Annotated in this window: 21 protein-coding genes; 16 read left to right on the top strand and 5 right to left on the bottom strand. The window is 68.4% G+C overall.

Annotated features, from left to right (window positions below):
• Positions 1 to 29: 29 nt before the first annotated feature.
• From C0099_RS08775 to C0099_RS08765, 3 genes are read left to right on the top strand one after another with little or no spacing between them, the layout of a single operon-like run.
• Entirely contained in the window at positions 30 to 692 is a 663-nt protein-coding gene (locus C0099_RS08775) for an ABC transporter ATP-binding protein (RefSeq protein ID WP_102247087.1), read from the top strand.
• A complete protein-coding gene (locus C0099_RS08770) occupies positions 689 to 3,181 on the top strand; it encodes an ABC transporter permease (protein ID WP_102247086.1) in 2,493 nt (830 codons plus the stop codon). Before C0099_RS08775 ends, C0099_RS08770 begins: the two co-directional genes overlap by 4 nt.
• Positions 3,181 to 4,236, top strand: a complete 1,056-nt coding sequence (locus C0099_RS08765) for a lipocalin-like domain-containing protein (protein WP_102247085.1) — start codon at positions 3,181 to 3,183, stop codon at positions 4,234 to 4,236. Before C0099_RS08770 ends, C0099_RS08765 begins: the two co-directional genes overlap by 1 nt.
• Positions 4,237 to 4,254: 18 nt before the next feature.
• On the opposite strand, the gene C0099_RS08760 is transcribed toward C0099_RS08765, so the two are convergent.
• Complete coding sequence (locus C0099_RS08760; RefSeq protein ID WP_102247084.1) at positions 4,255 to 4,947, bottom strand: Crp/Fnr family transcriptional regulator; 693 nt, start codon at positions 4,945 to 4,947, stop codon at positions 4,255 to 4,257.
• Positions 4,948 to 5,014: 67 nt separating this feature from the next.
• Here C0099_RS08760 and C0099_RS08755 point away from each other — a divergent pair, with 67 nt between their 5' ends.
• The 6 genes from C0099_RS08755 to C0099_RS08730 all read left to right on the top strand — a co-directional run bounded on the left by C0099_RS08755 (position 5,015) and on the right by C0099_RS08730 (position 8,518).
• Entirely contained in the window at positions 5,015 to 5,401 is a 387-nt protein-coding gene (locus tag C0099_RS08755) for a SirB2 family protein (protein ID WP_102247083.1), read from the top strand.
• Positions 5,398 to 5,961: a hemerythrin domain-containing protein gene (locus tag C0099_RS08750; RefSeq protein WP_102247082.1), complete on the top strand. Its 564-nt coding sequence runs from the start codon at positions 5,398 to 5,400 to the stop codon at positions 5,959 to 5,961. Before C0099_RS08755 ends, C0099_RS08750 begins: the two co-directional genes overlap by 4 nt.
• Before the next feature lie 63 nt (positions 5,962 to 6,024).
• Complete coding sequence (locus C0099_RS08745; RefSeq protein ID WP_102247081.1) at positions 6,025 to 6,477, top strand: hemerythrin domain-containing protein; 453 nt, start codon at positions 6,025 to 6,027, stop codon at positions 6,475 to 6,477.
• Positions 6,474 to 6,728 (top strand): DUF2249 domain-containing protein, encoded by a 255-nt coding sequence (locus C0099_RS08740; RefSeq protein ID WP_102247080.1) that lies wholly within the window; start codon positions 6,474 to 6,476, stop codon positions 6,726 to 6,728. The genes C0099_RS08745 and C0099_RS08740 overlap by 4 nt, the downstream gene beginning before the upstream one ends.
• Positions 6,719 to 7,909 carry an NnrS family protein gene (locus C0099_RS08735; RefSeq protein WP_102247079.1) on the top strand — a complete coding sequence of 397 codons (1,191 nt, stop codon included), beginning with the start codon at positions 6,719 to 6,721 and terminating at the stop codon, positions 7,907 to 7,909. Before C0099_RS08740 ends, C0099_RS08735 begins: the two co-directional genes overlap by 10 nt.
• Positions 7,910 to 7,939: 30 nt before the next feature.
• On the top strand, positions 7,940 to 8,518 hold the full coding sequence (locus C0099_RS08730) for a hemerythrin domain-containing protein (protein WP_102247078.1): 579 nt from the start codon (positions 7,940 to 7,942) through the stop codon (positions 8,516 to 8,518).
• A 38-nt stretch (positions 8,519 to 8,556) separates the two neighbouring features.
• Here the strand turns inward: C0099_RS08730 and C0099_RS08725 are convergent, their stop codons facing one another.
• Positions 8,557 to 9,132, bottom strand: a complete 576-nt coding sequence (locus C0099_RS08725; RefSeq protein ID WP_164084897.1) for a YIP1 family protein — start codon at positions 9,130 to 9,132, stop codon at positions 8,557 to 8,559.
• Positions 9,133 to 9,300: 168 nt separating this feature from the next.
• Between C0099_RS08725 and C0099_RS08720 the strand changes: the two genes are divergently transcribed.
• The 7 genes from C0099_RS08720 (at position 9,301) to C0099_RS08690 (ending at position 17,646) form a co-directional block, all read left to right on the top strand.
• The gene (locus tag C0099_RS08720) at positions 9,301 to 9,750 is read left to right on the top strand and encodes a MarR family winged helix-turn-helix transcriptional regulator (protein WP_102247076.1); all 450 of its coding nucleotides are present in this window, start codon (positions 9,301 to 9,303) and stop codon (positions 9,748 to 9,750) included.
• A 123-nt stretch (positions 9,751 to 9,873) separates the two neighbouring features.
• Positions 9,874 to 12,099, top strand: coding sequence for a transcriptional regulator NosR (gene nosR, locus C0099_RS08715; RefSeq protein WP_102247075.1), 2,226 nt, complete (start codon positions 9,874 to 9,876; stop codon positions 12,097 to 12,099).
• Between the two features lie 44 nt (positions 12,100 to 12,143).
• On the top strand, positions 12,144 to 14,054 hold the full coding sequence (nosZ, locus tag C0099_RS08710) for a TAT-dependent nitrous-oxide reductase (protein ID WP_102247074.1): 1,911 nt from the start codon (positions 12,144 to 12,146) through the stop codon (positions 14,052 to 14,054).
• A gap of 44 nt (positions 14,055 to 14,098) precedes the next feature.
• A complete protein-coding gene (locus C0099_RS08705) occupies positions 14,099 to 15,385 on the top strand; it encodes a nitrous oxide reductase family maturation protein NosD (protein ID WP_102247073.1) in 1,287 nt (428 codons plus the stop codon).
• Positions 15,382 to 16,293: an ABC transporter ATP-binding protein gene (locus tag C0099_RS08700; RefSeq protein ID WP_102247072.1), complete on the top strand. Its 912-nt coding sequence runs from the start codon at positions 15,382 to 15,384 to the stop codon at positions 16,291 to 16,293. The genes C0099_RS08705 and C0099_RS08700 overlap by 4 nt, the downstream gene beginning before the upstream one ends.
• Complete coding sequence (locus C0099_RS08695) at positions 16,290 to 17,120, top strand: ABC transporter permease (protein ID WP_102247071.1); 831 nt, start codon at positions 16,290 to 16,292, stop codon at positions 17,118 to 17,120. The genes C0099_RS08700 and C0099_RS08695 overlap by 4 nt, the downstream gene beginning before the upstream one ends.
• 10 nt (positions 17,121 to 17,130) lie before the next feature.
• On the top strand, positions 17,131 to 17,646 hold the full coding sequence (locus tag C0099_RS08690) for a nitrous oxide reductase accessory protein NosL (protein ID WP_199797586.1): 516 nt from the start codon (positions 17,131 to 17,133) through the stop codon (positions 17,644 to 17,646).
• A gap of 1 nt (position 17,647) precedes the next feature.
• Here the strand turns inward: C0099_RS08690 and C0099_RS08685 are convergent, their stop codons facing one another.
• The 3 genes from C0099_RS08685 to C0099_RS08675 all read right to left on the bottom strand — a co-directional run bounded on the left by C0099_RS08685 (position 17,648) and on the right by C0099_RS08675 (position 24,935).
• A complete protein-coding gene (locus tag C0099_RS08685) occupies positions 17,648 to 18,844 on the bottom strand; it encodes an EAL domain-containing response regulator (RefSeq protein ID WP_102247069.1) in 1,197 nt (398 codons plus the stop codon).
• Entirely contained in the window at positions 18,841 to 22,824 is a 3,984-nt protein-coding gene (locus C0099_RS08680) for a CHASE domain-containing protein (RefSeq protein WP_164084896.1), read from the bottom strand. The genes C0099_RS08685 and C0099_RS08680 overlap by 4 nt, the downstream gene beginning before the upstream one ends.
• A gap of 98 nt (positions 22,825 to 22,922) precedes the next feature.
• Positions 22,923 to 24,935 (bottom strand): methyl-accepting chemotaxis protein, encoded by a 2,013-nt coding sequence (locus C0099_RS08675; protein ID WP_102247067.1) that lies wholly within the window; start codon positions 24,933 to 24,935, stop codon positions 22,923 to 22,925.
• Positions 24,936 to 24,998: the final 63 nt, after the last annotated feature.

Below are 24,998 nucleotides of genomic sequence, written 5' to 3'. Positions count from 1 at the left end.
CAATCGCACCCCGCGCGGTCTGCCCTGCCATGCTAGAAGTCCTCGATCTCGCCAAGTCCCACGTCGCCGGTCGGCCCCTGTTCGCAGGGGTTTGCCTGCGCGTGACCCCGGGTGAGGTGGTCGCCATCGTCGGTGAGTCCGGTTCGGGCAAATCGACGCTGCTCAATTGCGTCGCCGGACTCGAGCCCCTCGATGGCGGCGGACTGCGGCTCGACGGCATCGACCTGACCACGCTCGGCGAGGATGAATTCGCGCACCTGCGTCGCGAGAAATACGGTTTCGTCTTTCAGGCCTTTCATGTGCTGCCTCATCTGACGCTGGCGCAGAACGTGGCATTGCCGCTGTGGCTGCTGGGGCAATCGGAGCGCGCGGCGGATGCGAGCGCCCGCACGATGCTCGCTGGCGTAGGCCTGGCAGAGCGTGCCGCCGACTGGCCGCGCACGCTCTCCGGCGGCGAGCTGCAGCGCGTGGCGATCGCACGCGCGCTGGTGCATGCGCCGCGGCTGGTGCTGGCCGATGAGCCGACCGGCAACCTCGATCCGGAGTTGGCTGGCGGCGTGCTCGATCTGTTGTGCGAACGTGTGCGCGAGGCCGGCGCGGTGGCCGTGATCGTGACCCACTCGGCGCAGGCGGCCAGCCGTGCCGACCGCGTGCTGCGCCTCACGCGTGACGGTCTGGTGGGTGCGGGATGAAGCTGCGCGTGGCACTGCGCGTGTTCGTCGCGAGTCTCGCGCGGCGCCGGCTCGCCACCGCGCTGTCGGTGCTCGCGATCGCGTTGGGCGTGGCTCTGGGTCTGGCGGTCAACATCATCCATGCCAGCGCGCTGGACGAGTTCGGGCGCGGCATGCGTCTGCTCGCCGGCGAGTCGGACCTGCAGGCGGTGGGGCCGCGTGGGGGATTCGACGAGGCCGCGTATGTGCGGCTGGCGCAGGCGCCCGAGGTCGCCGAGGCCAGCCCGGTGCTGGAGATCGAGGCGCGCCTGGTCGGGCGCGAGGGCAGCCTGCGCCTGTACGGTATCGACGTGTTCCGCGTCGCCGGTACCACGCCGCGCCTGCTGCCCGGTTCCGACGAGGGCACGGGGCGGCTGGCGATCCTGGAGCCGCATCGCGTCTTCCTGTCGGCTGCTGCCCGCGCCGAACTCGGGCTGGAGACGGGCGATGCGCTGGAAGTGCTGTCGGGGCTCGATCGCCGCACTTTCACGGTTTCGGGTGGTGTGCCGGCAGCCGCGCAGGGCGAGGCTTTCGGTGTGCTCGACATCGCCGCTGCGCAGGATGGATTCGGGCGCGTCGGCATGCTCACGCGCGTGGATCTGCGCCTGACGCCGGGGGTGAGCGTCGCCACGGCGCGCGAGCGCCTTTCTCCCTCGCTGCCGGCCGGAGTCGAACTGCGCACGCCGGACGAGGGTGTGGATCAGGCTGCCAGATTGTCGCGCGCCTACCGCGTCAACATGAGCATGCTCGCCGCCATCGCCTTGCTGACTGGCGGCTTTCTGGTGTTCTCGGCGCAGTGGCTGGCGGTTGTGCGGCGGCGCGCGCTGTTCGCGTTCCTGCGCGCGCTCGGCATGACGCGTGGCGAAGTGGTGCGCGGCCTGGTGCTCGAAGGCGCGGCGGTGGGTCTGGTCGGAGGCCTGATCGGCGTGGGCCTGGCGCATGGATTCGCCGGAGCGGCCTTCGCACTGGTCGGCGCCGACCTGGGGGCAGGCTTGCTCTCCGCGAGCGAGCCGCAGGTGAGTTTCCGCCTGCTCCCGGCGTCGGCTCATCTGGCCTTGGGGATCATGGTCGGTGCGTTCGGCGCCTGGCTGCCGGCGCGCGAGGCCGTGCGCCGCGCGCCGGCCCGTGCGCTGCGTGCCGGGGATGAGGTCGAAGCCTATCGCGGACGTCCGCGCGGCGCGGCGGCGGCGTTATGTGCGGCGCTGGCCGTGGCGGCATGTTTCGTGCCGCCCGTGGCTGGTCTGCCGATTGCCGGCTATGCGGCCGTGGCACTGATGCTCGCCTCGGTGGTGCTGGTGTTGCCGACGGTGGTGGCGCGTGTCGCGGCCGTGTTGTCGGTGTCGTCGGGCATTGTTGCGCGGCTTGCGCGTGTGCGCCTGTCGGCCGCGCCCGGCCAGGCAGTGGTGGCCGGCGCCGGCGTCGTCGCGAGCGTGGCGCTGGCGGTGGCGATGGCGGTGATGGTGAGCTCCTTCCGGGTGTCGCTCGACGACTGGCTCACCCGCGTGCTGCCGGCGGACGTCTACGTGCGCGCGTCTCCGTCGGCACAAAGCGGCTTTCTGCCGTCGGCGGCGGTCGGGCGAGTTGCCTCCCTTGTGCAGGTGGCGAGCGTGATCCCGCTGCGCTACGACACGGTGCGTGCTGACGACGGCGGGCTTCCGATGACGCTGATCGCGCGTCCGGCCGAGGACGGGGCGGCTCTGCCGCTGGTCGAGCAGGTGAACGCCGAGGGGCCAGCGGCGTGGCTGTCTGAGGCGGCCGCCGATCTGCTCGGCGTGGCGCCGGGCGAGCGCGTGACGCTGCCGCTGGCCGGAGCCGAGCACACATTCACGGTGGGTGGCGTGTGGCGCGACTACGCGCGTCAGCACGGCGCGATCGTCATCGAACTCGACGAATGGCGACGCATCACCGGCGATGAGCGGACCAACGACCTGGGGGTGCTGTTCGCGCCCGGCGTCGCGGCAGAGGAGGGGCGTGCGGCGATTGTCGACGCGTTCGACGGAGCGCCGGTGGAACTGACCGATCCGGCAAGCATCCGCGCGACCAGCCTGGAGATCTTCGACCGCACGTTTCTCGTGACCTGGCTGATGGAGGCCGTGGCGGTGGCCATCGGCCTGTTCGGCATCGTGACCACGTTCGCCGCGCTGTCGCTCGCGCGTGCGCGCGAATTCGGCGTGCTGCGTCATCTCGGCCTGGAGCGCCGACGTATCGGCAGTCTGCTGGCGATCGAGGGCGGGGTCACCGCGCTGGCCGGAGTCACGTCGGGGGTGGCGGGCGGCTTCGCGATCGCGGCCATCCTGATCTACGTGATCAACCGCCAGAGCTTTCACTGGAGCATGGATCCGGCCGTGCCTTGGGCGATGATCGCAGTCTTCGCGCTGGGGCTGGTGGCGCTGGCGGCACTCGCCGCAAGGCTGGCCGGCGCGCGCGCGATGCGCCGTGATGCGGTGCTGGCGGTCAAGGAGGACTGGTGATGCGCCTCTTCGCATGTCTCGTGCTGATGGCCGCCGCGCTGGCTGCTCAGGCCGACTTTCCGCCGGTGCGCGCGGGCGTGACGATGGAGTTCCCGCGCGATTTCGGCGCGCATCCGGCCTATCGCACCGAGTGGTGGTACGCCACCGGCTGGCTGGAAGACGAGGGCGGCGTCGAGCGAGGCTTTCAGGTGACCTTTTTTCGCGTGCGCCCGCGCGTCAATGAAGACGGTGCAAGCCATTTCGCGCCGCGCCAGCTGGTGCTCGCGCATGCCGCCGTGGCCGATGCGGACGAGGGGCGACTGCTGCACGCCGAGCGCTCGGCGCGCGCGCTGGCGCCGTTGGCCGGTGCCGAGGACGGCGATACGCGGGCGTGGGTCGGCGACTGGATGCTCGAACGCGAAGACGGCGGCTATCGCACGTCGGTGAGCGCAGGGGACTTCGCGTTCGACCTCGACCTGGTGCCGGATCGTGTGCCGGTGCTCAACGGGCGCTCCGGTTACAGCCAGAAGGCACCCGATCCACTCAATGCGAGCTACTACTACAGCCGTCCGCAACTGGCCGTGGCGGGCGAACTGACGATCCGCGGAGAGACCCTGCGCGTGCGCGGGCAGGCCTGGCTGGACCATGAATGGTCGAGCGAGATCCTGCCCGAGGGCGCGCGCGGCTGGGACTGGATCGGCATCAATCTGGCCGACGGCGGTTCGCTGATGGCCTTCCAGATGCGCGACGCCGAAGGCGATGCGCTGTGGGGCGCGGCGACGCTGGCCGGCCCGGATGGTGGCGTGCGAACGTTCGGGCCGGATGAGGTCGAGTTCACGCCGCGTCGCCGCTGGCGATCGCCCAGGACCGACGCGGAGTATGTCGTCGAATGGGACGTGCGCGTGGGCGAGCGGCGCCTGTCGCTCTTGCCGTTGATGGACGATCAGGAACTGGACGCGCGCGCCTCGACCGGCGCGATCTACTGGGAAGGCGCGGTGCGCCTGTTCGAGGGCGGTGTCGAGGCCGGACGCGGCTATCTGGAGATGACCGGGATTCGCGAGCGCCTGAGGATGTGAACAGGCCAGCGGCCAGGGTCAGCCCTGGTAGTCGGCGAGCCGCTGCGGATCGAGCAGCTTGACGTGCTTGCCGTGCACATGGATGAGACCCGCCTGGCCCAACTCGGCGAAGATGCGCGAGAGCGTCTCGGGCGTCAGATTCAGGCGCGAGGCAATGGTCTGCTTGGAGGTCGGCAGGTCGAACTCGATGGGCACCTCGATGTTCTCGTCGCCACAGCTTTGCAGCAGATAGCCGATGACGCGCTGCGTGCTCGAGCGCAGCGAATAGGTTTCGACATCCTGGATCAGCCCGTGCAGGCGTATGGCCATGCCGGCCAGAAGCTTCTTGGCGAACATCGGATCCTGGTCGATCAGGTCGGAGACGATGCCCTGGCCGATGTGCAGCAGTCGGGTGTCGAGCACGGCCTGGGCGAAAACCGGGTAGGGCCGGCCGAGCAGCATCACGGCTTCGCCGAAGGTCTGCATCGGGTGGATGACCTCGACCACCTTCTCGTTGCCGTTGGGCGAACTGATGGCGAGCTTGATCTGTCCTTCCACAACGAAATGAAAGCCCTGGGCAGGGTCGCCGCGATTGAACAATACCTGGCCCTTGGTCGCGCGCAGTTCGCGGGTATGGCGTACGACGCGCTCCAGATCTTCATCTGACAGGGCACGGAAGAAACTGATCTGGCGCAGCATGACCGGGGAGATGTGGCCTGTGGTAGCGTTCATGCGTGTGTCGTCCGGCGGGTGAGTGTCTATTCGGCGCAAAGGGTAAGCGAGGTCATCGGGAGGAGCAATGTCGTATTTCGCGATCAAGCATCTGCACATGTTGCTGGCGCTCATCAGCATCGCCGGTTTCGTGCTGCGCGGCGTCTGGATGATGACGGACAGCCGGCTGATCGAGGCCCGCGTGGTGCGCATCCTGCCGCACGTGATCGACACGCTGCTGCTGGCGAGCGCCATCATGCTGGCGACGATGATCTCGCAGTATCCGCTCACCGCCGGCTGGATCACCGCCAAGGTGGTCGGTCTGGTCGCCTATATCGCGCTGGGCATGATCGCCCTGCGGCGCGGCCGTACCAAGAGCATCCGCGTGGTCGCCTTCATCGGTGCCATCGTGGTCTTCGCGTGGATCGCATCGGTGGCCTTCAGCAAGCATCCTGCGGGGTTTCTCGCGTTATGAGCGGCAAGCGTTCCGATGCGCTGCTGGGGGCGCCGGCACCGGGGCTGGACGAGCCGCTGGAAATGCTCTTCGCCTGCCATGACCGCGTGCGCGCGCGCATCGATACGCTCGAGCGGCTCGCGCGCTGGTTGCCGGAGCATGGCGCGGACGAGCAGGCACGCCAGGCGGCCACGGCGGTGTTGCGCTATTTCGACCAGGCCGCGGTCAATCATCATCTGGACGAGGAGCGCGATCTGTTCCCGGCGATGCGCGCACGTGTGGAGGCGGCCGAAGCGGCACGGCTGGCTGCGCTCGAAGCGCGCATTCTCGACGAGCACCGCTTGCTTGCCGCGCGCTGGGCAGCGATGCGCGAGCCGCTGCTGGCCATCGCTGCCGGCGAATCCGCCGAACTGGGCACGGACGCGGTGGCCGCCTTTCGCGCCGCCTACAGCGAGCACATCGCGCTCGAAGAGGCCGAGGTCCTGCCGTGGGCCGAACGCATCCTCGGCCAGGGCGAACTGGCCGCGATGAGCGCGACGATGACCGCGCGCCGCAGGGAGCCGACCGGCTCCGGGGATTGATACGCGTCAAGGGCGGGCGACGGGGTGCTGCGCACAATCGGCGCACATCACCGGAGAACCGAAATGACGACCATCAGTGCCCGGCTCGGGCGGCATCACCGAGAATGCGACGCGATGTTCGCAGCCGCCGACAATGCGCTCGCCCGCGGCGACTGGAGCGCTGCCTCCTTCGCCTTCGCGGCCTTCCGCAAGGATCTCGAAGCACATTTCGCAATCGAAGAAGATGTGCTGTTCCCGCGCTTCGAGGCGGTCACCGGCAACGTGTCGGGCCCCACCCAGGTCATGCGCGTCGAACACCAGGCGATGCGCGATGCGCTCGCGCGCATCGCCGATGCCTTGTTCCGGCGCGACGCCGAGGATTTCGGCGGCGAGAGCGAGACCCTGTTCGTGCTGATGCAGCAGCACAACATTAAGGAGGAGAACGTGCTCTATCCGATGTGTGACCGCCATCTGGCCGACGAGGCCGCCGCCCTGTGCGAGGGGTTCGCCAGTCGTATCGATGAGGTCCGCTCGTGAACGTCGTCGTCGTCGACGGGCGCGGCCTGGAGCCGCCCGAGCCATTCGAGCGCGCGATGGAGGCGCTGGCAGACCTCGCTCCCGACCATCTGCTGGTGCTGCGCCTGGACCGCGTACCCTATCCGCTGCTGCGCATTCTCGACCGTGACGGCTACCGCTACGACTGGCAGGACGGCGGCGCCGACGGCGTGACGGTGCGCATCGCACCGCCCGGGATGCAACTGCCCGAGGAGAACCGACCATGCCACTGATTCGTCTCGACCTGCAGGCGGCCCCACCGGTGCCGCAATCGCCGTCCTGGGAGGCCTTGTTGTCCTATGCCTTCCGCCCGTTCTATCTGCTCGCCGCGCTGCAGGGCGTGCTCTTCGTGCTCGCGTGGACTTTCGGCTTCGGCGGCACGGATGCGCTGCCCGGTTTCCTGTGGCATGGCCACGAGATGGTGTGGGGCTATGCCGGCGCGATCATCGTTGGCTTCCTGCTCACCGCGGTCGCGACGTGGACCGGGCAAGCGCCGGTGCATGGCGTGCCGCTGGCCGTGCTCGTGGCCTTGTGGCTGGGCGCGCGCGTGCTGTTGCTGGCCGTTCCCGCCACGGTCGTGCCGGGGGCCGTGCTGTCGGTGGCCTTCTTCGCGTTCGCGGCCGTGCTGTTCGCTGCGCCCATCGTGCGCACCGGCAACGCGCGCAACCTCGTTCCCGTCGGGTTGATGCTGGCATTCGGAGCGGCGAACGCGTTGTTTCACCTTGCCGTGTCGGGGGCGCTCGCGATCGACCTGCGCGCGACGCTGCACACCGGCCTGCTGCTGGTCGCGGTGGTGATCTTCCTGATGGGGTTGCGCGTGATCCCGTTCTTCACGGCACGTCGCCTGCAGGCCGAACCGGTGCCCAATCCGCGCGCGCTGATCGTCGCTGGCATCGGCCTGCCGTTCGCGATGGCCATGAGCGTCGCCGCCGCCGCGCCGGTGTGGCTGTCGGCCGCGCTCGGCACGGCCGGTGCGGCCGCCAATCTGGTCGCGATGACGCGCTGGTGGCAGCGTGGCGTTGCCGGCGAGCCAATGCTGTGGGTGCTGTTCGCCGGTTTTGGTTGTACCGCGCTTGGCGTATGGTTGTACGGGCTGCTGCTGGCGCTCGCGCCGCATCTGCTCAGCGCCGCCGTGCATGTGATCGCGGTCGGCGGCATCGGTGTGCTGACGGTGGGCATGATGACGCGTACCGCGCTGGGTCACACCGGTCGGCCGCTGGCCGCGCCGCGCGGCATGCCGCTCGCCTTCGCGCTGATGATCGCCGCGGCGCTGACGAGATTCGTGTCGGTGTTGCTGCCGGTGGCGTACGATGCACTGGTGATCGCCAGCGGGGTGTGCTTCGCAGCTGCGCTGGCTTTGTTCGCGGTCCGCTTCGGACCATGGCTGATTCGCCCGCGGGCGGACGGAAGATAGGGAGTGCCACAGCTCCCGGGAGGTGTGAGGATGAGCAAACCGATCGAAAGATGGGAACGCGAGCACGGCAACTTCGTGCGTCTGCTCGACCTGATCGATGACTGGAGCGAGCGATTCCGCGCCGGAGAGCCGGTCGAGTACGAGCTGCTACGCGAGGTCATGTATTACATGACGCACTATCCCGACCGTTATCACCATCCGCTGGAAGATGCAGTGTTCGATTATCTGGCGGGGCGTCATCGCGAGTTTCTGGCGCCGGTGGCTGAACTGGGCAAGCAGCATCGAGAGATCGGCGAACTGGGCAAGGCGCTGGTCGAAGACCTGGACGCCATCGTCGGCGGTGCGGTGGTCTCGCGCGCGGCGGTCGTCGGGGATGCGGAAAACTATTCCGCGCTGATGCGTACGCACATGAAGCTCGAGGAGACGATGCTGTTTCCGGCGATCGCCGAACACTGCACCGACGCCGACTGGGAAGCCGCGCTGAGCCGGGTGGGCGACGGCGTCGACCCGATGTTCGGTGACGCCGTGGAACAGCGCTACGAAACGGTTCTGCGCGAGATCGCGAACCAGGTGGGCTGCGACTGCGAGACCGGGACGCCGAAGCGCTGACGAAGCCGGGCCGCAGGGGCCCGGCTTGTATCACGCAGTCAGGAGTGCATCATCGCAGGCACCAGCACGATGGCGATCATGGCCGCCCAGGCCAGCGCGCCGGCGCAGGTGACGATCAGCGCCACCGAGCCGGCGTCGGTCACTTCGCGCACGCCGAGCATCGCGCGCACGCCGTGACGTATCAGAAAGGCGGAGGCGGCCAGCCCTGCGAGCGCGCAGGCGACGATCAGCGGCACGCTGCCGCTCGGCAGGGCAAGCGCCGACAACCACATCGGCACCGGCGCGACCACCGCGACGACGAAGGCGTCGTATTCGCGTGGCACGCCATGGTGCGTGCGCGCGGTCTCCAGGATGGTCCAGGTCATCAGCGCCAGAGTCACGCATTCGGCGGCGAGGAAGGTCGTGGCGATCAGCACCCAGGTCGCGGTGCTGACGCCGGGGAACATGTGTGAGCCCAGATCATCGGCCGCGATCAGGATCATCGCCGGTGGAATCAGCGCGAACGGCGCGAACACGGTGGCCAGCAGACGCGCCCGCGAGGGGCGAGAATGCATCAGGTCGGCCCAGCCGGCTCCGGGCGAGAACAGCATTCCGGGTAGGTGCGCGAGGTTCATGATCGTCTCCGGTCGGTTCGCAGGATAAACATCATAATGTGATACTAGACCACAAACGCAGGAAATCAAGCCCGCCCATCCCGGATGTCGCCTCATTGGCGGAAACCCGCAGGGGCAAGGGCGAGCGGATCGGGTATCCTTGTATCAACTCATGATCAGGTTTGCCCGATGACGAACGACACGATTCCGCTGGCCGAGATCCAGGCGCTGGCGGAGTTCCGCTACCAGTTGCGACGTTACCTGCGCGTATCGGAAGTGCTGGTACGTGAATACGGCATCACCAGTCTGCAGTATCAGATGCTGCTCCAGCTCAAGGGTTATCCGGGGCGTCAGTGGACGAATGTCGGCGAACTGGCCGAGCGCCTGCAGTCCCATCATCACGGGGTCGTGTCGCTGGTATCGCGCTGCGAGAAGCTCGGCCTGGTCGAGCGTCGCACCGGGCGCGAGGATGCGCGCAACGTCGAGATTCATCTCACCGAACGCGGCGATACGCTGGTCACCCGGCTGGCGCGCCTGCACCGCGACGAACTGCTCGCGCGCCGTGGCGTGTTCTCCGTGCCGACCGAGGCCGATCTGGTCACGCGCAAGGATGCGCAGGACGCCGCAGATCCTCGTTGACCCTGACGTGTGTCCGCGTCTGCGCGGGGTTTCCGGGGCGGGTGACGCGCTGCGTTTCGCGTTAGTCTTCGTAAATTGATTCGCATCAACGCGGCAGAAAGACCCCGTCCCTAATATGGCGGCATGTCCTCCAAGACCCGTGCCGTCCGCCCTCCCGATGCATTGCGCCTGCCGGCAACAGGCGCCCTGGCGAGTGTTCTCGCCCTCATCGGCCTGATCTTCTTCCTCGTCGTCGGCAGCCCGCCAGCGCATGCGGTCGACGACTTGCCGACTCAGCGCATCGCCAGCGTCTTCCCCGATGCCGATCGCGTCGATGCGCCGACCGGCGAGCATGGCGTGCGCGCCATCCATGCCGGCGGCGAGATCGTCGGCCATGCCTTTCGCACGCTGCCCATCGTCGACATCCCTGCGTATTCGGGCAAGCCCATCGACATGCACGTGGTGCTCGACACCGACGGCGTGATCCGCGATGCCTACGTGTTGGAGCACCACGAGCCGATCCTGCTGATCGGCATTCCCGAGCAGAAGCTGCACGACTTCAACGCGGGCTATTCCGGCATCCGCGCCGACCAGCGCGTGGTGGTGGGGCGTTCGCGCGACCCGGCGGCGGTGACGGTGGATGCGGTGTCCGGCGCGACCGTGACGGTGATGGTGATCAACGAGGTGGTGATGCGCTCGGTGCGCGCGGTCGCGGTCGAACTCGGCCTGATCCGCGACGCAGCAGCCACGGCGAAGCCGGCCACCGTGCGCGCGGATGTGTACGAGCCCGCCGATTGGGCCACGCTCACCGGCAACGGCGCGGTGCGTCGCCTGCATCTCACGCGCGGTGACGTGGATGCGGCCTTTGCCGGCACCGAGGCGGAGGGCGTCGATGCCGCCACGCCGGAAACCGCGGGTGAGACCTTCATCGACCTGTATGTGGCGCACCTGAACGCGCCAACCATCGGACGCAACCTGCTCGGCGAGAACGGCTACCGCTTCCTGATGGAAGAGCTGGGGCCCGATGAGCACGCCATTGCCGTGATGGGGCGGGGCGAGTATTCCTTCAAGGGTTCGGGCTACGTGCGTGGCGGCATCTTCGACCGCGTGCAGCTGCGCCAGCACGGCGACAGTGTGAGCTTCCGCGACATGGACCACGAGCGCATCCACGACATCTTCGCCGCCGGTGCGCCGGATTTCGACGAGATGTCGATGTTCATCGTGCGCGATCAGCACGCCTTCGACCCCGGTGCGCCGTGGAGCCTGGAACTGCTGGTGCGTCGCCAGACCGGCCCGGTGGACAGCGTGTTCACCAGCTTCGAGCTGAGCTACCAGATGCCCGAGGACTACCTCGATCGTCCGCAGCCCACCGCCGAGGAACTGGCCGCCATCGCCGAGGCCGAGCGCCCGGTATGGGTCAACGTCTGGTATCAGCGCAGCTTCCAGATCGGCGTGATCTGCGTGGCGCTGGCGCTGCTCACGGTGATCCTGTTCCTGCAGGACAAATTCACCCGCCGCCCGGCCTTCCTGCACTGGCTGCGCCGCGGCTACCTGGTGTTCACCGTGGTGTTCATCGGCTGGTACGCGCTGGGGCAGCTGTCCATCGTCAACGTGCTGACCTTCGCGCATTCGCTGGTGCAGGGCTTCCACTGGGAGCTGTTCCTCAGCGACCCGGTGATCTTCATCCTCTGGACCTTCACCGCCGCCAGCATCCTGCTGTGGGGGCGCGGCGTCTTCTGCGGCTGGCTGTGCCCCTTCGGCGCGCTGCAGGAACTGGTCAATGAGGCCGCGCGCAAGCTCAAGGTGCGCCAGTTCGAACTGCCCTTCGCGGTGCATGAACGGCTGTGGGCGGTGAAGTACATCGTGCTGCTGGTGCTCTTCGGCATCTCGCTCGAATCGCTGTCGACCGCCGAGCACTACGCCGAGGTCGAGCCCTTCAAGACCGCCATCACGCTGCGCTTCGACCGCCAGTGGTGGTTCGTCGCCTACGCCGCGGCGTGGATCGTCATCAGCATCTTCACGCGCAAGGTGTATTGCCGCTACGTCTGCCCGCTCGGCGCGGCGCTGGCCATCCCGACCAAGCTGCGTCTGTTCGACTGGCTCAAGCGCCGCAAGGAATGCGGCCAGCCCTGCCAGGTGTGCGCCAACGAGTGCGAGATCCAGGCCATCCATCCGGACGGGCGCATCAACGCCAACGAGTGCCACTACTGCCTCGATTGCCAGATGACCTACCACAACGAGAACAAGTGCCCGCCGCTGGTGCTGAAGAACAAGAAGCGCCGCCGCGACAAGGCCGCACCCGAACCGCGCGTGATCCCGCTGGTTCCGCAGCCGCCGCGTGCCGCACCCACCGAACCCGTTTCGCCGTAACCCGGCCACGCGCCGGACCCCTTCAACCGCAAGGAGTGCATGAGATGAAAGATCAACAACACAAGCCGCCTGTCGCCGAGCTCGACGACAAGGGCCGCGCCCGCCGCGGCTTCCTCGGCAAGACCGCCGTGACCGGTGCGACGCTGGCCGGCTCCGCCGCCTTCGGTGGCGCGGCCGTGATGACGCGCGAGGCGTGGGCCGCCAAGGTCAAGGAAGCGCAGTCGAAGATTCACGTCGCCCCGGGCGAACTGGATGACTACTACGGCTTCTGGAGCGGTGGCCACCAGGGCGAGGTGCGCGTGGTCGGTGTGCCGTCGATGCGCGAGCTGATGCGCATTCCGGTGTTCAACGTCGATTCGGCCACCGGCTGGGGTCTGACCGACGAGAGCCGCCGCGTCATGGGTGAGAGCGCCAAGTTCCTGAATGGCGACTGCCACCACCCGCACATCTCGATGACCGACGGCAAGTACGACGGCAAGTACCTGTTCATCAACGACAAGGCCAACACCCGCGTCGCGCGCATCCGTCTCGACATCATGAAGTGCGACAGGATGCTGACCGTGCCGAACGTGCAGGCCATCCACGGCCTGCGCCTGCAGAAGGTGCCGCACACCAAGTACGTGTTCGCCAACGCCGAGTTCATCATTCCGCACCCGAACGACGGCAAGATCGTCGACATCACCGACAAGAACGCCTACACCATGTTCAACGTCATCGACGCCGAGTCGATGACCATGGCCTTCCAGGTGATCGTCGACGGCAACCTCGACAACGTCGATGCCGACTACACCGGCCGCTTCGCCGCGGCGACCTGCTACAACTCCGAGCGCGCCGTCGATCTGGGCGGCATGATGCGCAACGAGCGCGACTGGGTGGTGGTGTTCGACATCCCCGCCATCGAAAAGGCGGTCAAGGCCGGCAAGCACATCACGCTGGGCGACTCCAAGGTGCCGGTGGTCGATGGCCGTGGCGACTCGCCCTTCACGCGCTACATCCCGGTGCCGAAGAACCCGCACGGTCTCAACACCTCGCCGGACGGCAAGTACTTCATCGCCAACGGCAAGCTCTCGCCCACCGTGTCGATGATCGCCATCGCCAAGCTCCCGGATCTGTTCGCCGGCAAGCTCAAGGACTCGCGCGACACCATCGACGCCGAGCCGGAACTGGGCCTCGGTCCGCTGCACACCACCTTCGACGGTCGCGGCAACGCCTACACCACGCTGTTCCTCGACTCCCAGGTGGTGAAGTGGAACATGGCCGACGCGGTGCGCGCCTACCAGGGCGAGAAGGTCGATTACATCCGCCAGAAGCTCGACGTGCATTACCAGCCGGGCCACATCCACGCCTCGCTGACCGAGACCTCCGAGGCCGACGGCCAGTGGCTGGTGGCGCTGTCCAAGTTCTCCAAGGACCGCTTCCTGCCCTGCGGTCCGCTGCACCCCGAGAACGACCAGCTGATCGACATCTCCGGCGAGGAGATGAAGCTGGTGCACGACGGCCCGACCTACGCCGAGCCGCACGACTGCATCCTCGCGCGCCGCGACCAGATCCGCACGCGCAAGGTGTGGCGCCGCGACGACCCGTTCTTCGCCGAGACCGTGGCACAGGCCAAAAAGGACGGTGTGGTGCTGGAGAAGGAGAGCAAGGTCATCCGCGACGGCAACAAGGTGCGCGTCTACATGTACTCGGCCGCGCCGACCTTCGGCCTGCTGGAGTTCAAGGTCAAGCAGGGTGACCAGGTGACGGTGATCGTAACCAACATCGACGAGATCGAGGACGTCTCTCACGGCTTTGTCATGACCAATCATGGCGTGAGCATGGAGATCAGCCCGCAGCAGACCTCATCCATCACCTTCACGGCCGACAAGCCGGGGGTGCATTGGTACTACTGCAGCTGGTTCTGCCATGCGCTGCACATGGAAATGGTCGGTCGCATGATCGTCGAGCCGGCGTAAAAGGGGCCGCCGCGCGCCCTGACTCGGGCGCGCGGCCCACCACAATGAAACACAAAGAATTCATCTTCCTGCTGGCTGTGCTGTTCGCCGCCCCATCGGGCGCGACGCAGTCACCCTTGCCCGAACTGCCGCTGATCGCGCAGGGCGAGGGCGTGTGGCGCCTGCCGACCGGCGAACATCACGCGCGGCTCGTCATCGACCAGCCGATGACGCTGCGCTGCGAGCCCGGCGCCGTGATCGACGCGGGCGGGCAGGGCAGCGCGATCACGATTGCCGCTGCGGATGTCACCGTCGAAGGCTGCACGGTGCGCAACTGGGGTGCCAACCTCACCGACCTCGATTCGGCCTTCTTCCTGCGCCCCGAGGCGCAGGATGCTGCGCTGCGTGACAACGTGCTGCGCGGACCCGGCTCGGGCGTGTGGGTCGATTCCACGCCGGACGTGACCATCGAGAACAACGACATCGAAGGCGTCGAGGCCATCCGCTCGCAGGATCGCGGCAACGCCATTCACCTGTTCGCCGCGCGCGGCGCCAGGGTGGAGGGCAACCGCGTGCGCCACGCGCGCGACGGCATCTACATCGACACCTCCAACGGCAACGAACTGGCCGGCAATGTGCTCGAGGACGTGCGCTACGGCGTGCACTACATGTACTCGCACGACAACATCGTGCGCGACAACCTCACCCGGCGCACGCGCACCGGCTATGCGCTGATGCAGAGCAAGCGCCTCACCGTCACCGGCAACCGCTCCGAGGATGACCAGAACTACGGCATCCTGATGAACTTCATCACCCACTCGACGATTGTCGGCAACGTCGTAACCGGCGTGCGCCAGGGCTCGACCGGCGACGTGATGATCCAGGGTGCCGAGGGCAAGGCGCTGTTCATCTACAACTCGCTGTTCAACCGCATCGAGGACAACCGCTTCGAGCGCAGCTCGTTGGGCATCCACCTGACCGCGGGCTCCGAGGACAACGTGATCGCCGGCAACGCCTTCGTCGCCAACCGTCAGCAGGTCAAGTATGTCGCCACGCGGCGGCAGGACTGGTCGGCGGACGGGCGCGGCAATTACTGGAGCGATTACCTGGGCTGGGACCGCGATGCCGACGGCATCGGCGACGTGGCCTATGAACCCAACGACGGCGTCGACCGCCTGCTGTGGATGTATCCGCAGGCGCGACTGCTGATGAACAGCCCGGCCATCGAACTGTTGCGCTGGGTGCAGCGCGCCTTTCCGGTGACGCGCTCGCCGGGCGTGCAGGACAGCCGCCCGCTGATGCACCCGCCTGCCGCGGCACAGCTTGCGCAGGCCAAGGAGAATCAACCATGAATGCCGTCGAACTCGAAGGCGTATGCAGGCGCTACGGCGCGATGACCGTGCTCGAAGGCCTGGACCTGAGTCTCGCCGAAGGCGAGGTGCTGGGCCTGTTCGGCCACAACGGCGCGGGCAAGACCACCACCATGAAGATCGTGCTCGGTCTGTTGGCTGCCAATGAGGGCCGCGTGCAGGTGCTCGGTGGCGCACCCGATTCCACCGAGGTGCGGCGCCGGCTGGGTTATCTGCCCGAGAACGTGAGCTTCTATCCGCAACTGACCGGGCGCGAGACCATCCGCCATTTCGCGCGCTTGAAGGGCGCGACGCAGACCCAGGCCGACCAACTGCTGGAGCAGGTCGGGCTGGCGCACGCAGCGGATCGCCGCGTGCGCACCTACTCCAAGGGCATGCGCCAGCGTCTGGGGCTTGCGCAGGCCTTGCTCGGCGCGCCGCGTCTGTTGCTGCTCGACGAACCCACCGTGGGGCTGGACCCGATTGCCACGCGCGAACTGTATGAATTGACCGACCGGCTGCGCCGCGAAGGCACGGCCATCGTGCTGTGCTCGCACGTGCTGCCGGGTGTGGAAGCGCACATCGACCGCGCCGCCATCCTCGCCAACGGTCGGCTGCAGGCGGTCGGCAGCCTCACCGATCTGCGCGTCGAAGCCGGTCTGCCGTCGATGCTGCGCGTGCGCGGCCTGGCCGATGGCGAGCGCCGCGTGCGCGACTGGCAGGCGCAGGGGCTCACTGCGCGCAGCCTCGGCACGGACGGTGCCGAAGTCGCCGCGATCAACGGTCACAAGCTCGATCTGCTGCGCGAGCTGCTCGGCGAGGAAGCGCCGCAGGACATCGAGATCCACGCGCCTACGCTCGAAGACCTGTACCGCCACTACATGCAGCGCGCCGAAGGAGCCGTGCAATGAACCCCGTCATCGCCATCGCCCGCAAGGAATTCGCCGACGGCCTGCGCAACCGCTGGCTGGTCGCCATCACGCTGGTGTTCGCGCTGCTCGCGGTGGGCATCGCGTGGTTCGGCGCGGCCGCCTCGGGGCAGGTCGGCTTCACTTCGATCCCGGCCACCATCGCCAGTCTGGCCAGTCTCGCCACCTTCCTCGTGCCGCTCATCGCGCTGCTGCTCGCCTATGACGCCATCGTCGGCGAAGACGAGGCCGGCACGCTGATGCTGCTGCTGACCTATCCGCTCGGGCGCGGCCACATCCTGCTCGGCAAGTTCCTCGGCCACGGCCTGATCCTCGCGCTGGCCATGCTGATCGGCTTCGGCAGTGCCGCGCTGGCCATCGCGCTGCTGGTCGAGGACGTGGAACTGCTGCTGCTCGCCACCGCCTTCGGCCGCTTCGTCGCCTCGTCCATGCTGCTCGGCTGGGTGTTCCTGGCGCTGGCCTATGTGCTGTCCAGTGCCGCGAAGGAAAAATCCGGTGCGGCCGGCTTCGCGCTCGGCGCGTGGTTCGTCTTCGTGCTGGTGTTCGATCTGGCGCTGCTCGGCGTGCTGGTGCTGGGGCAGGGCAGCGTCAGCCCGGCGCTGCTGCCGTGGTTGCTGCTGGCCAACCCGACCGACCTGTATCGATTGATCAACCTGGGTGGCTTCGACGCTGCCGGCGAGGGCCTGGGCGTGCTGTCGCTGGGTGCCGAACTGCCGGTGGGCGAGGCCGTGCTGTGGGCCGTGCTGGCCCTGTGGGCGGGCGGGTTGCTGGCCGCCGCATGGGGGGTGTTCTCCCGCCGTACCGTGTGAAGGAATGAGCATGAACCGAATGATGTTGCGCACCGCGCTGGCCACGGCCGCGCTGATCCTGCTGGCCGGCTGCGGCGGCGCCGACGAGACGGCGATGGAGCTGCAGGCGCGCGCCTTCCACCCGGACGACGAATGCCATGTATGCGGCATGATCGTCACGGACTTTTCCGGCCCCAAGGGGCAGGCTGTGGGTCGTGACGGCACGCACGCCTTCTGCTCGACGGCGGAGCTGATCGGCTGGTGGCTGCAGCCCGAGAACCAGGTATCCGGCGCGCGGCTGTTCGTGCATGACATGGCGCACGGCAGCTGGGAACACCCGGACGACGAGCAGCTGATCGACGCCACCACCGCCTGGTACGTGGCCGGCACGGAACTCAAGGGTGCGATGGGTGCGACGCTGGCGTCCTTTGCATCGGAGGCCGATGCGCGTGCGCTGGCGGCCGAGCATGATGGCCGCGTGCTGCGCTTTGATGAATTGGATGCCTCGGTGCTGCAGCGCGGCGGCGCGCACGGCGCCATGCACTGAGTCAGCGGTAGCCCAGCACCTCGCCGCGGCGCGCGTTCCAGGCCGCGATCCAGGCGGGCAGCTCGCCCGCCGCGAGCGGGCGGGCGATGAACCAGCCCTGCGCCAGATGGCAACCGCGCGCGCGCAGGAATTCCCAGTCCTCGCGGTCTTCGACGCCTTCGGCGACGGTGGTGATGCCGAGCTGGCGTGCCAGATCGAGGCTGGCATCCAGAATGGCGCGCTGGGCCGCATCGTGCGCGGCGCCGTGCACGAAGCTGCGGTCGAGCTTGAGTTCGGTGAAGGGGATGTCGCGCAGTTGCGCGAGCGAGGAATGCCCGGTGCCGAAGTCGTCAATCGACAGCCCGATGCGCTTCAGGCGCAAGCGGGTGAGGATTTCCAGCGCCGAGAGCGGATCGTCCATCAGGCGTGATTCAGTCACTTCCAGAATCAGCGCCCCCAGCGGCACACCGGCAGCCAGCGCGACGCGCGCGACGTATTCCGGGAAATCCAGCGCGTGCAGGTTCTGCATCGACACGTTCACCGCTACCTGGATGGCGTTGCCGCCGTCGAGCAGGGTGCGCATGTCGCGCAGTGCGGTCTCCAGCACGTTGCGGGTCAGCGCATCGATCAGGCCGTTGTTCTCGGCCAGCGGCACGAAGCGGTCCGACCCGATCAGGCCGTCGGTGGGGTGCTGCCAGCGCACCAGCGTCTCGACGCCGGCGAACTGCGCGTTCTCCAGCGACACCTTGGGCTGGTAGTGGTTGATCAGCTGACCCTCGGCGATGGCCATGCGCAGGGCTTCGGCATCGTATTCGCGGCGCTGGCCGGGCTGCGGCGTGATGGTCTGCGTGCCACGTCGCGCCAGTACTTCGCGCAGCGCATCGGGACTCACGGGCTTGCGGATTTCGCCCAGCACGTCGAGGCGGTGCGCGCGCGCCAGCCGCCCGGCGGTGTGCAGGATGCGTTCGTCCTCGCCGCTGACCAGCACCAGTGCGCCGTGGTACTCGCGCGTGACCAGATGGCGGATGAATTCCACGCCGTCCATGCCGGGCATCTGCAGGTCGAGAAAGATCAGCTCGATGTCGGAGCGCTGCGCGAGCAGATCGAGCGCGCCGCGTCCGCCGTCGCAGGCGAGCACGTCGTGCACGCCGACGCGGCCGAGCAGGTGCGCGAGCAGCTTGCGCACGAAGGCTTCGTCATCGATGACCAGAGTGCTCATGCCTTGTCGGCTCCCGCCAGATGGGCTTCGATCAACCGCCCGGTTTCGCGCAGCAGCGCGTCAAAGCCGGGCAGGCGGACGGCGAGGGCGTCGGCATTGGCCTGACGCGCCTCGCGTTCGATGATGGCACATTCCTCGCCCAGGGCCAGCGCGCCAACCGAGCGTGCGGCCGATTTGAGCTTGTGCGCGGCGTTGCCGGCTTCAGCGGGCCAGCCGCCATCGAGCGCGGTGCGCAGGGACTCGGCCAGATCCTTCGCGCTGCGGCGGAATTCGAGCAGGAATTCGCGCACGATCTGCTGATCGTCACCCACCAGTTCTTCCAGCACCGAAACGTCGAACAGCGGCAGCGCCGGGTCGGCGGGTGGAGATTCGGGCGCACGCGGCACGGCCGGCGTGTGCGCGCGCGCGACGGCGCCGGGCAGATGGTGTTCGAGCGTGCTGCGCAGCAGGTCGAGTTGCACCGGCTTGGTCAGATAGGCGTCCATGCCGGCGTCGAGCGCGCGCCGCTCCTCGCCGCGCAGCGCGTTGGCGGTCAGCGCGAGGATGGGAATGTGGCTGCCGGGGCGTTCCTCGCGGCGGATCGCGGCCGTCAGCGCATAGCCGTCGAGCTGCGGCATGTGCAGGTCGGTGAGCAGCAGGGCGTAGTCGCCGCGCCGCCACATCGACAGCGCCTGCGCGCCGTCCTCGGCCACTTCCGCTGCGTAACCGAGCAGCGCGAGCTGGTGCAGGATGACCTTCTGGTTGATCTCGTTGTCCTCGGCCACCAGGATCAGGCGGTGCTCGGCGCGCGCGGCTTCGATGTCCGGTGGCGTAGTGGGGGCTGTGGCGGCGCTGCTGGTGCTGGTCTCGTCAGCGGCCTCGGGCGAGGCGCGGCCGGCAGCCACTGCGACGGCGCGCAGTAGCGTCGCGCGGCGCAGCACGTTGGCGTCTACCGCGATCTGACGCTGCGGATCGAGACGCCCGGCGCCGCGTCCGCGTAGCAGCCGCACGCCGCGTGCGTCGATGCCCGGCAGCATGTATTCGGAGGCCGGTGCGTCGCCGCCGCGCGCACAGTCGATGACCACCAGCGGGGCGCTGGCGGCACGCGCCACGTCGAGCGCCTCGGCAGTGTCGGCAGGGCGGTGGGTGCGCGCACCGGCATGCTTCAGATAGATCTCGACGACGTCGGCGTCGGGGCCGCAGCACGGGCCGATCAGGCAGTCGATGCCGTCGAGCGCGGGCAGTTGCGGCGGCGCGATGTCGGCCGCGATGTCGAGCGGCAGCGTGACGCGGAAGGTGGCGCCGCGCCCGACGGCGCTGTCGACCGTGATGTTGCCGCCGAGCATGTCGACCAGTCGGCGGCAGATGGCCAGCCCCAGCCCGGTGCCGCCGTAGCGGCGGGTAGTGGAGGACTCGGCCTGCGTGAACGGGCGGAACAGGTCGGACAGGCGCTCGGGCGCGATGCCGATGCCGTTGTCGGCGACGCTGAAGCACACGCGCAACGGGTCGTCGCCGGCGCGCACCACGCGCAGTGACACCACGCCGCGCACGTCGGGCCGCCCGGCGGAGAACTTGATGGCGTTGCCGACGATGTTGTAGAGCAGCTGGCGCAGTCGCACCTCATCCGAGATCACACCGGCGGGCAGCGCGGGGTCGATGTACAGCGATACGTCCACGCCGCGTCGTACCGCGATGGGCGAGAGCGAGGCACACACGCCTTCAACCACTTCGGCCAGATCGAGCGCACGCAGCTCGATCTCCAGTCGCCCGGCCTCGATCTTGGAGAAGTCGAGGATGTCGTCGATCAGCGTCAGCAGCGCGGTGGAGGATTCGCGGATGGTGCGCACCAGATCGCGCTGGTATTCGTTGAGGCTGCTGCAGGCGAGCACGTCGGACAGGCCCACCACGCCGTTCATCGGCGTGCGGATTTCGTGGCTCATGGCGGCGAGGAAGGCCGACTTGGCGCGGTTGGCTTCATCGGCGTGTTCGCGCGCGCGCGTCAGGTCGGCGACGAGCGCCTTGCGCTCGGTGATGTCGCGCAGGGTGCCGGTGAATACGCGTCGTTCGCCGAACACGTATTCGCTCACCGCCAGTTCCAGCGCGATGTCATGGCCGTCCTTGTGACGGCCGACGACCTCGCGGTTGCGGCCGATGATGCGGCGCTCGCCGGTGTCCAGATAGCGGCGGATGTAGTCGTCGTGGATGGCCGAGTCGGCGCCGGTCATGAGCATCGACACATTGCGGCCGATGACCTCGTCCGGCCGGTAACCGAACATCGGCTCGACCGCGCGGTTGATGTTCACCACGCGGCCGTCGGTGCCGATGGTGATGACGCATTCGACGATGTTGTCGAGTACCGCGCGCTCCTCGGCCTCGCGGTCGCGCAGCCGGGCCAGCGTCTCGGCCAGTTCGGTGGTGCGTTCGCGCACGCGGGCATGGGTGGCGGCGTTTCGCCCGGCGCTGCCGAGCACGGCGAAGGCCACCAGCAGCGATGCGAATACCGCGAAGCCGAGATAGGCCCGCACCGCCGGCGTGGCGCCCGTGTCCCGTTCGGGCTCGATGCGGGCCATGTCGATGCGCCACGCCAGGCCGCCGATCTGTAGTTCGCGCGAAACTTCCGGCGTGGCCTGCGCCGGCAGCGTGTCGTAGAGCACGCGCGAGGGCGTGCCGGGGCTGACGTCGTGCACGCGGAACGCCAGCGCCTGCGCCTGCGCCAGACGGGTCAGGTCGTCGAGCAGGTGCTGCAGGTCGAGCACGCCGACGACGTAGCCGTTCAGCGTCTCGTCGCCGGGCGAGAGCACGGGCAGGAAGACCAGCAGGTTCGAGCGTTGCGTCCGCAGCAACTCGTCACGCACGACATGCACGCTGCCCGGCACCTCGAGCGCGCGCATCATCGCCGCCCGTCGCTCGGCAGACTGGGCGTGATCCAGCCCCAGGGCCTCGTCGTTGAGCCACATCGGCTCGCTGTAGAGCACCGGAAAGTGTTCGGCGCGTGGGGGGCTGGGCTGGCGGGCGCCTTCGGCGTCGAAGTCGAATATGACGTAGTCGACCAGCCCGCCGGCACGTACCGAGGCCTCGAAGGCCTCGCGCTCGACATCGCGCACGCGCGGCGCCCAGTCGATGCCGATGAGGGCCGGTCGTTCGTCCAGTCCGGCCGTGTAGCGGCGGAACTCCTCGCGCGTGACGCTGCTGCTGGACGTGAACAGTCGCACCACGCCGTTGAGCGGTTCGAGCGCGCCGGCCAGTTCGAGCAGGCCGCGATCGCCGACGATATCCATGGCCTGCCGGGCTTCGGCGCGCTCGCGCGAATCCTCCAGGCGTGTCATCTGCACCAGGCCGGCGACCAACAGGAAGGCGGTCACCGCCGGAATCACGGCCACGCGCCAGCCGCCCTCCCAGTGCCGTCGCAACTCCCCGCTACCGGGCCACATGGCCAGCGCGAGCGGGGTGAAGAGCAGTACGCCGGCGGTGTCGCCGGCCCACCACAGCAGCCAGTTGTCGAGCAGATCGGGCGCCTGCATCACGCCTGCAGCGTACAGTGTGGCGACGCCGATTCCCGGCGCGAGCGTGGATGCCAGGGGCCCGCAGAGCAGGATCAGCAGGGCCAGCGCGCGATCGGCGTGGCGCGCCTCGACGGCGCCCAGCCAGCGTCGCGCCAGCCACGCCCCCACCAGGGCCTGCAGCGCGATGCCGCAGGCGATGCCGATGGCCGCCGGCCAGTGACCGCCGGACGGGGCGATGAACAACTCGGTGAGCAGACCGGCGAGCCACAGCGCGGGCCACAGGCGCAGCCCCCAGGTCAGCAGACCGGCCAGCGCGATGCCGGCGGCGGGCCACAACGGTGAGGCGTAGCCGGTGGTCAGCGCGACCAGGTGGCCAGCCCATGCGGCGACAAGATACAGCGCCGCGAGCACGATGAAGCGGCGCGCATAAGCAGACGGCCCCGTTGCCGGGGCCGTCGCGTCGGCTGTGGCTTGAACCTGCTGCCGACCGGTCGCCATTCGCTCGTCCTGCATATTCCGTGCCGCGGGTAGGGTTTTTGTTTCAGCGCCGAACTATACACCTTGCTGCCATGTCAGCGGGGCCGACTTGGGCCGTTTCAGGCGGCCTGCAGCCGAAAGCGCGAGATCAGCGCATCGAGTCTTGCCACCTGTTCCTCCATCTGTGCCGCCGTGGCGGCGTTGGACTGAGCCGAGGCGCTGTTCTGACCGGACATGTCGGCAATGCGCTCGACGTTGACGGCTACCTGCTGCACGGCGGCGTTCTGCTCGCGCAGCGCATCGGCGATGGCCTGCACGTTGTCTGCCACGTGCGCCGAGCTGTCGCCGATCTCCTCCAGCGCGCCAGCCGTGCGCGTGACCAGTTCGAGGCTGGAATCGGCGTCCGCGTCGGTCTCCTGCATCGCCGTCACGGTGCCGCCGACGCGCCCCTGGATCTCCTCGATGATGGCGCCGATCTCGCCGGTGGCCGAGGAGGTGCGCTCGGCCAGCTTGCGCACCTCGTCCGCGACCACCGCGAAGCCGCGTCCCTGTTCGCCGGCGCGCGCGGCCTCGATGGCGGCGTTGAGCGCGAGCAGGTTGGTCTGTTCGGCGATCTCGCGGATCACCGCGACGATGCCGCCGATCTTCTGCGAACCGCTCTCCAGTTCCAGCACGTCCCGGCTGGAGGCGTTGATGCGCGAGGCGATGTGGCGCACGCGATCGACCATCTCCTTCATCAGGCGCAGCGCCGACTGCGTGCGTTCGCGCGCATTGTTGACCAGCTCGGCGGCCGAGTCGGCATTGCTGGCGGTCTCGCTGATGCTGACCGAGGCCTGCTCGACGCCGGCCGCCATCGACGAGGCGGCATCCGACTGCAGATCGGCACCGCGACTCAGTTCGGCGCTGGATGCCGACAGCGACTGCGCCGCACTGGCGATGGCATGGCTGGACTGTCCGGTTTCGCCGAGGATCAGGCGGAACTTGTCCATCAGCGCGTTGAATGCTTGCGCCGCGCGCATCACCTCGGCCACGCCTTCTTCCGGCACCTTGTGGGTGAAATCGTCCTCGCGCGAGACGTGTTCGGCGACCTCGATGGCGGCCTTGAGCGGGCGCGCGATGCTGCGCGCGACCCAGGTCGAGACGGCCACCGTGAACAGCACTGCCAGCAACGCCGCGGCCAGCGTCAGCGCCAGCGCGCGCTGGCCGGCGTCCACCAGCGCACCGGAGGCGGCGTCGATCTCGCCCGCGAGCTGCTGCTCGATCACGCGCAGGCCTTCGATGCGCCGCGTGCTGGCGGCGAACCAGTCCGCGGGCGCGACATCGAAGCCGCCCAGCATCTGCTGCTCCTCGATGATGCCGCGCAGGCGCAGCACCTCGCGCTCCGCCTCCGAGTCGCGCAGCGTGTCGAGAGCGCCCGCCAGCGCTTCGCCGGCGGCGGTGTGGAACATCTCGAAGAACGCTTCCTGACGGTTGACCAGCCGGATCAGCCGTTCGTACTGCTCGGGCGTGGAGAAGTTGGCGGCGAATACCTGGGCGTTGAGCGCGCGCTCCAGCCCGGCGCTTTCCTTGGCGCGCACCAGCGATTCGAAGGCCGAGGCGCGCTGCGCGATGGTGGGATCCTCGTTGTAGCGCGCGACCGCAGCCATGCCGTCGATCAGGCGGTCGATGGTGCCCGTGTACCACGCGCCGCTGGTGCCGGCATCCATCTCCTGCGCGTCGATGGCGGCGCGCGTGGCAGCCAGTCCGTCGAGCCGTTCCCGCGCGGCGTCCAGCACCACGGCTACGTCCGGCAGGCTGGCCGAACCGGTCGCATCGATGCGGGCCTGCAGCGCCTGCAGTGCAGTGCCTGTTTCGGCGCGATAGCCGGGCAGGGGGTCGGCGAAGCGCTGGCCACCGCTGCTCAGGAACACGCCCGAGGCGCCGCGCTCGACCTGCATGCGGTGGATCAGATCGTTGGCGGCGACCGAGATCGACATCAGTTCCTGCGTGATCGCGGCCGAGCGGTACTTCTGCCAGCCGGCGTGGATGCCGAGACCGGCGAACACGATCAGCGCGGCCAGCGGAATGGCGACGAGCAGCGTAAGGCGTTGCCCGATCGTCGAGGGACTGCGGTTTGCGGCGTTCTTCTTCATGGTGTGAGATCCGTAGGGGTCCAGCGTCTGCAACGGCCTTGGGCGCTTGCGGCTTGAGGGTTT

Origin of the sequence: Pseudazoarcus pumilus (assembly GCF_002872475.1) — a bacterium.
Classification (GTDB): domain Bacteria; phylum Pseudomonadota; class Gammaproteobacteria; order Burkholderiales; family Rhodocyclaceae; genus Pseudazoarcus; species Pseudazoarcus pumilus.
The sequence above is the reverse complement of the archived record's forward strand: the minus strand, read 5'-3'. Positions and strand labels throughout refer to the sequence as shown.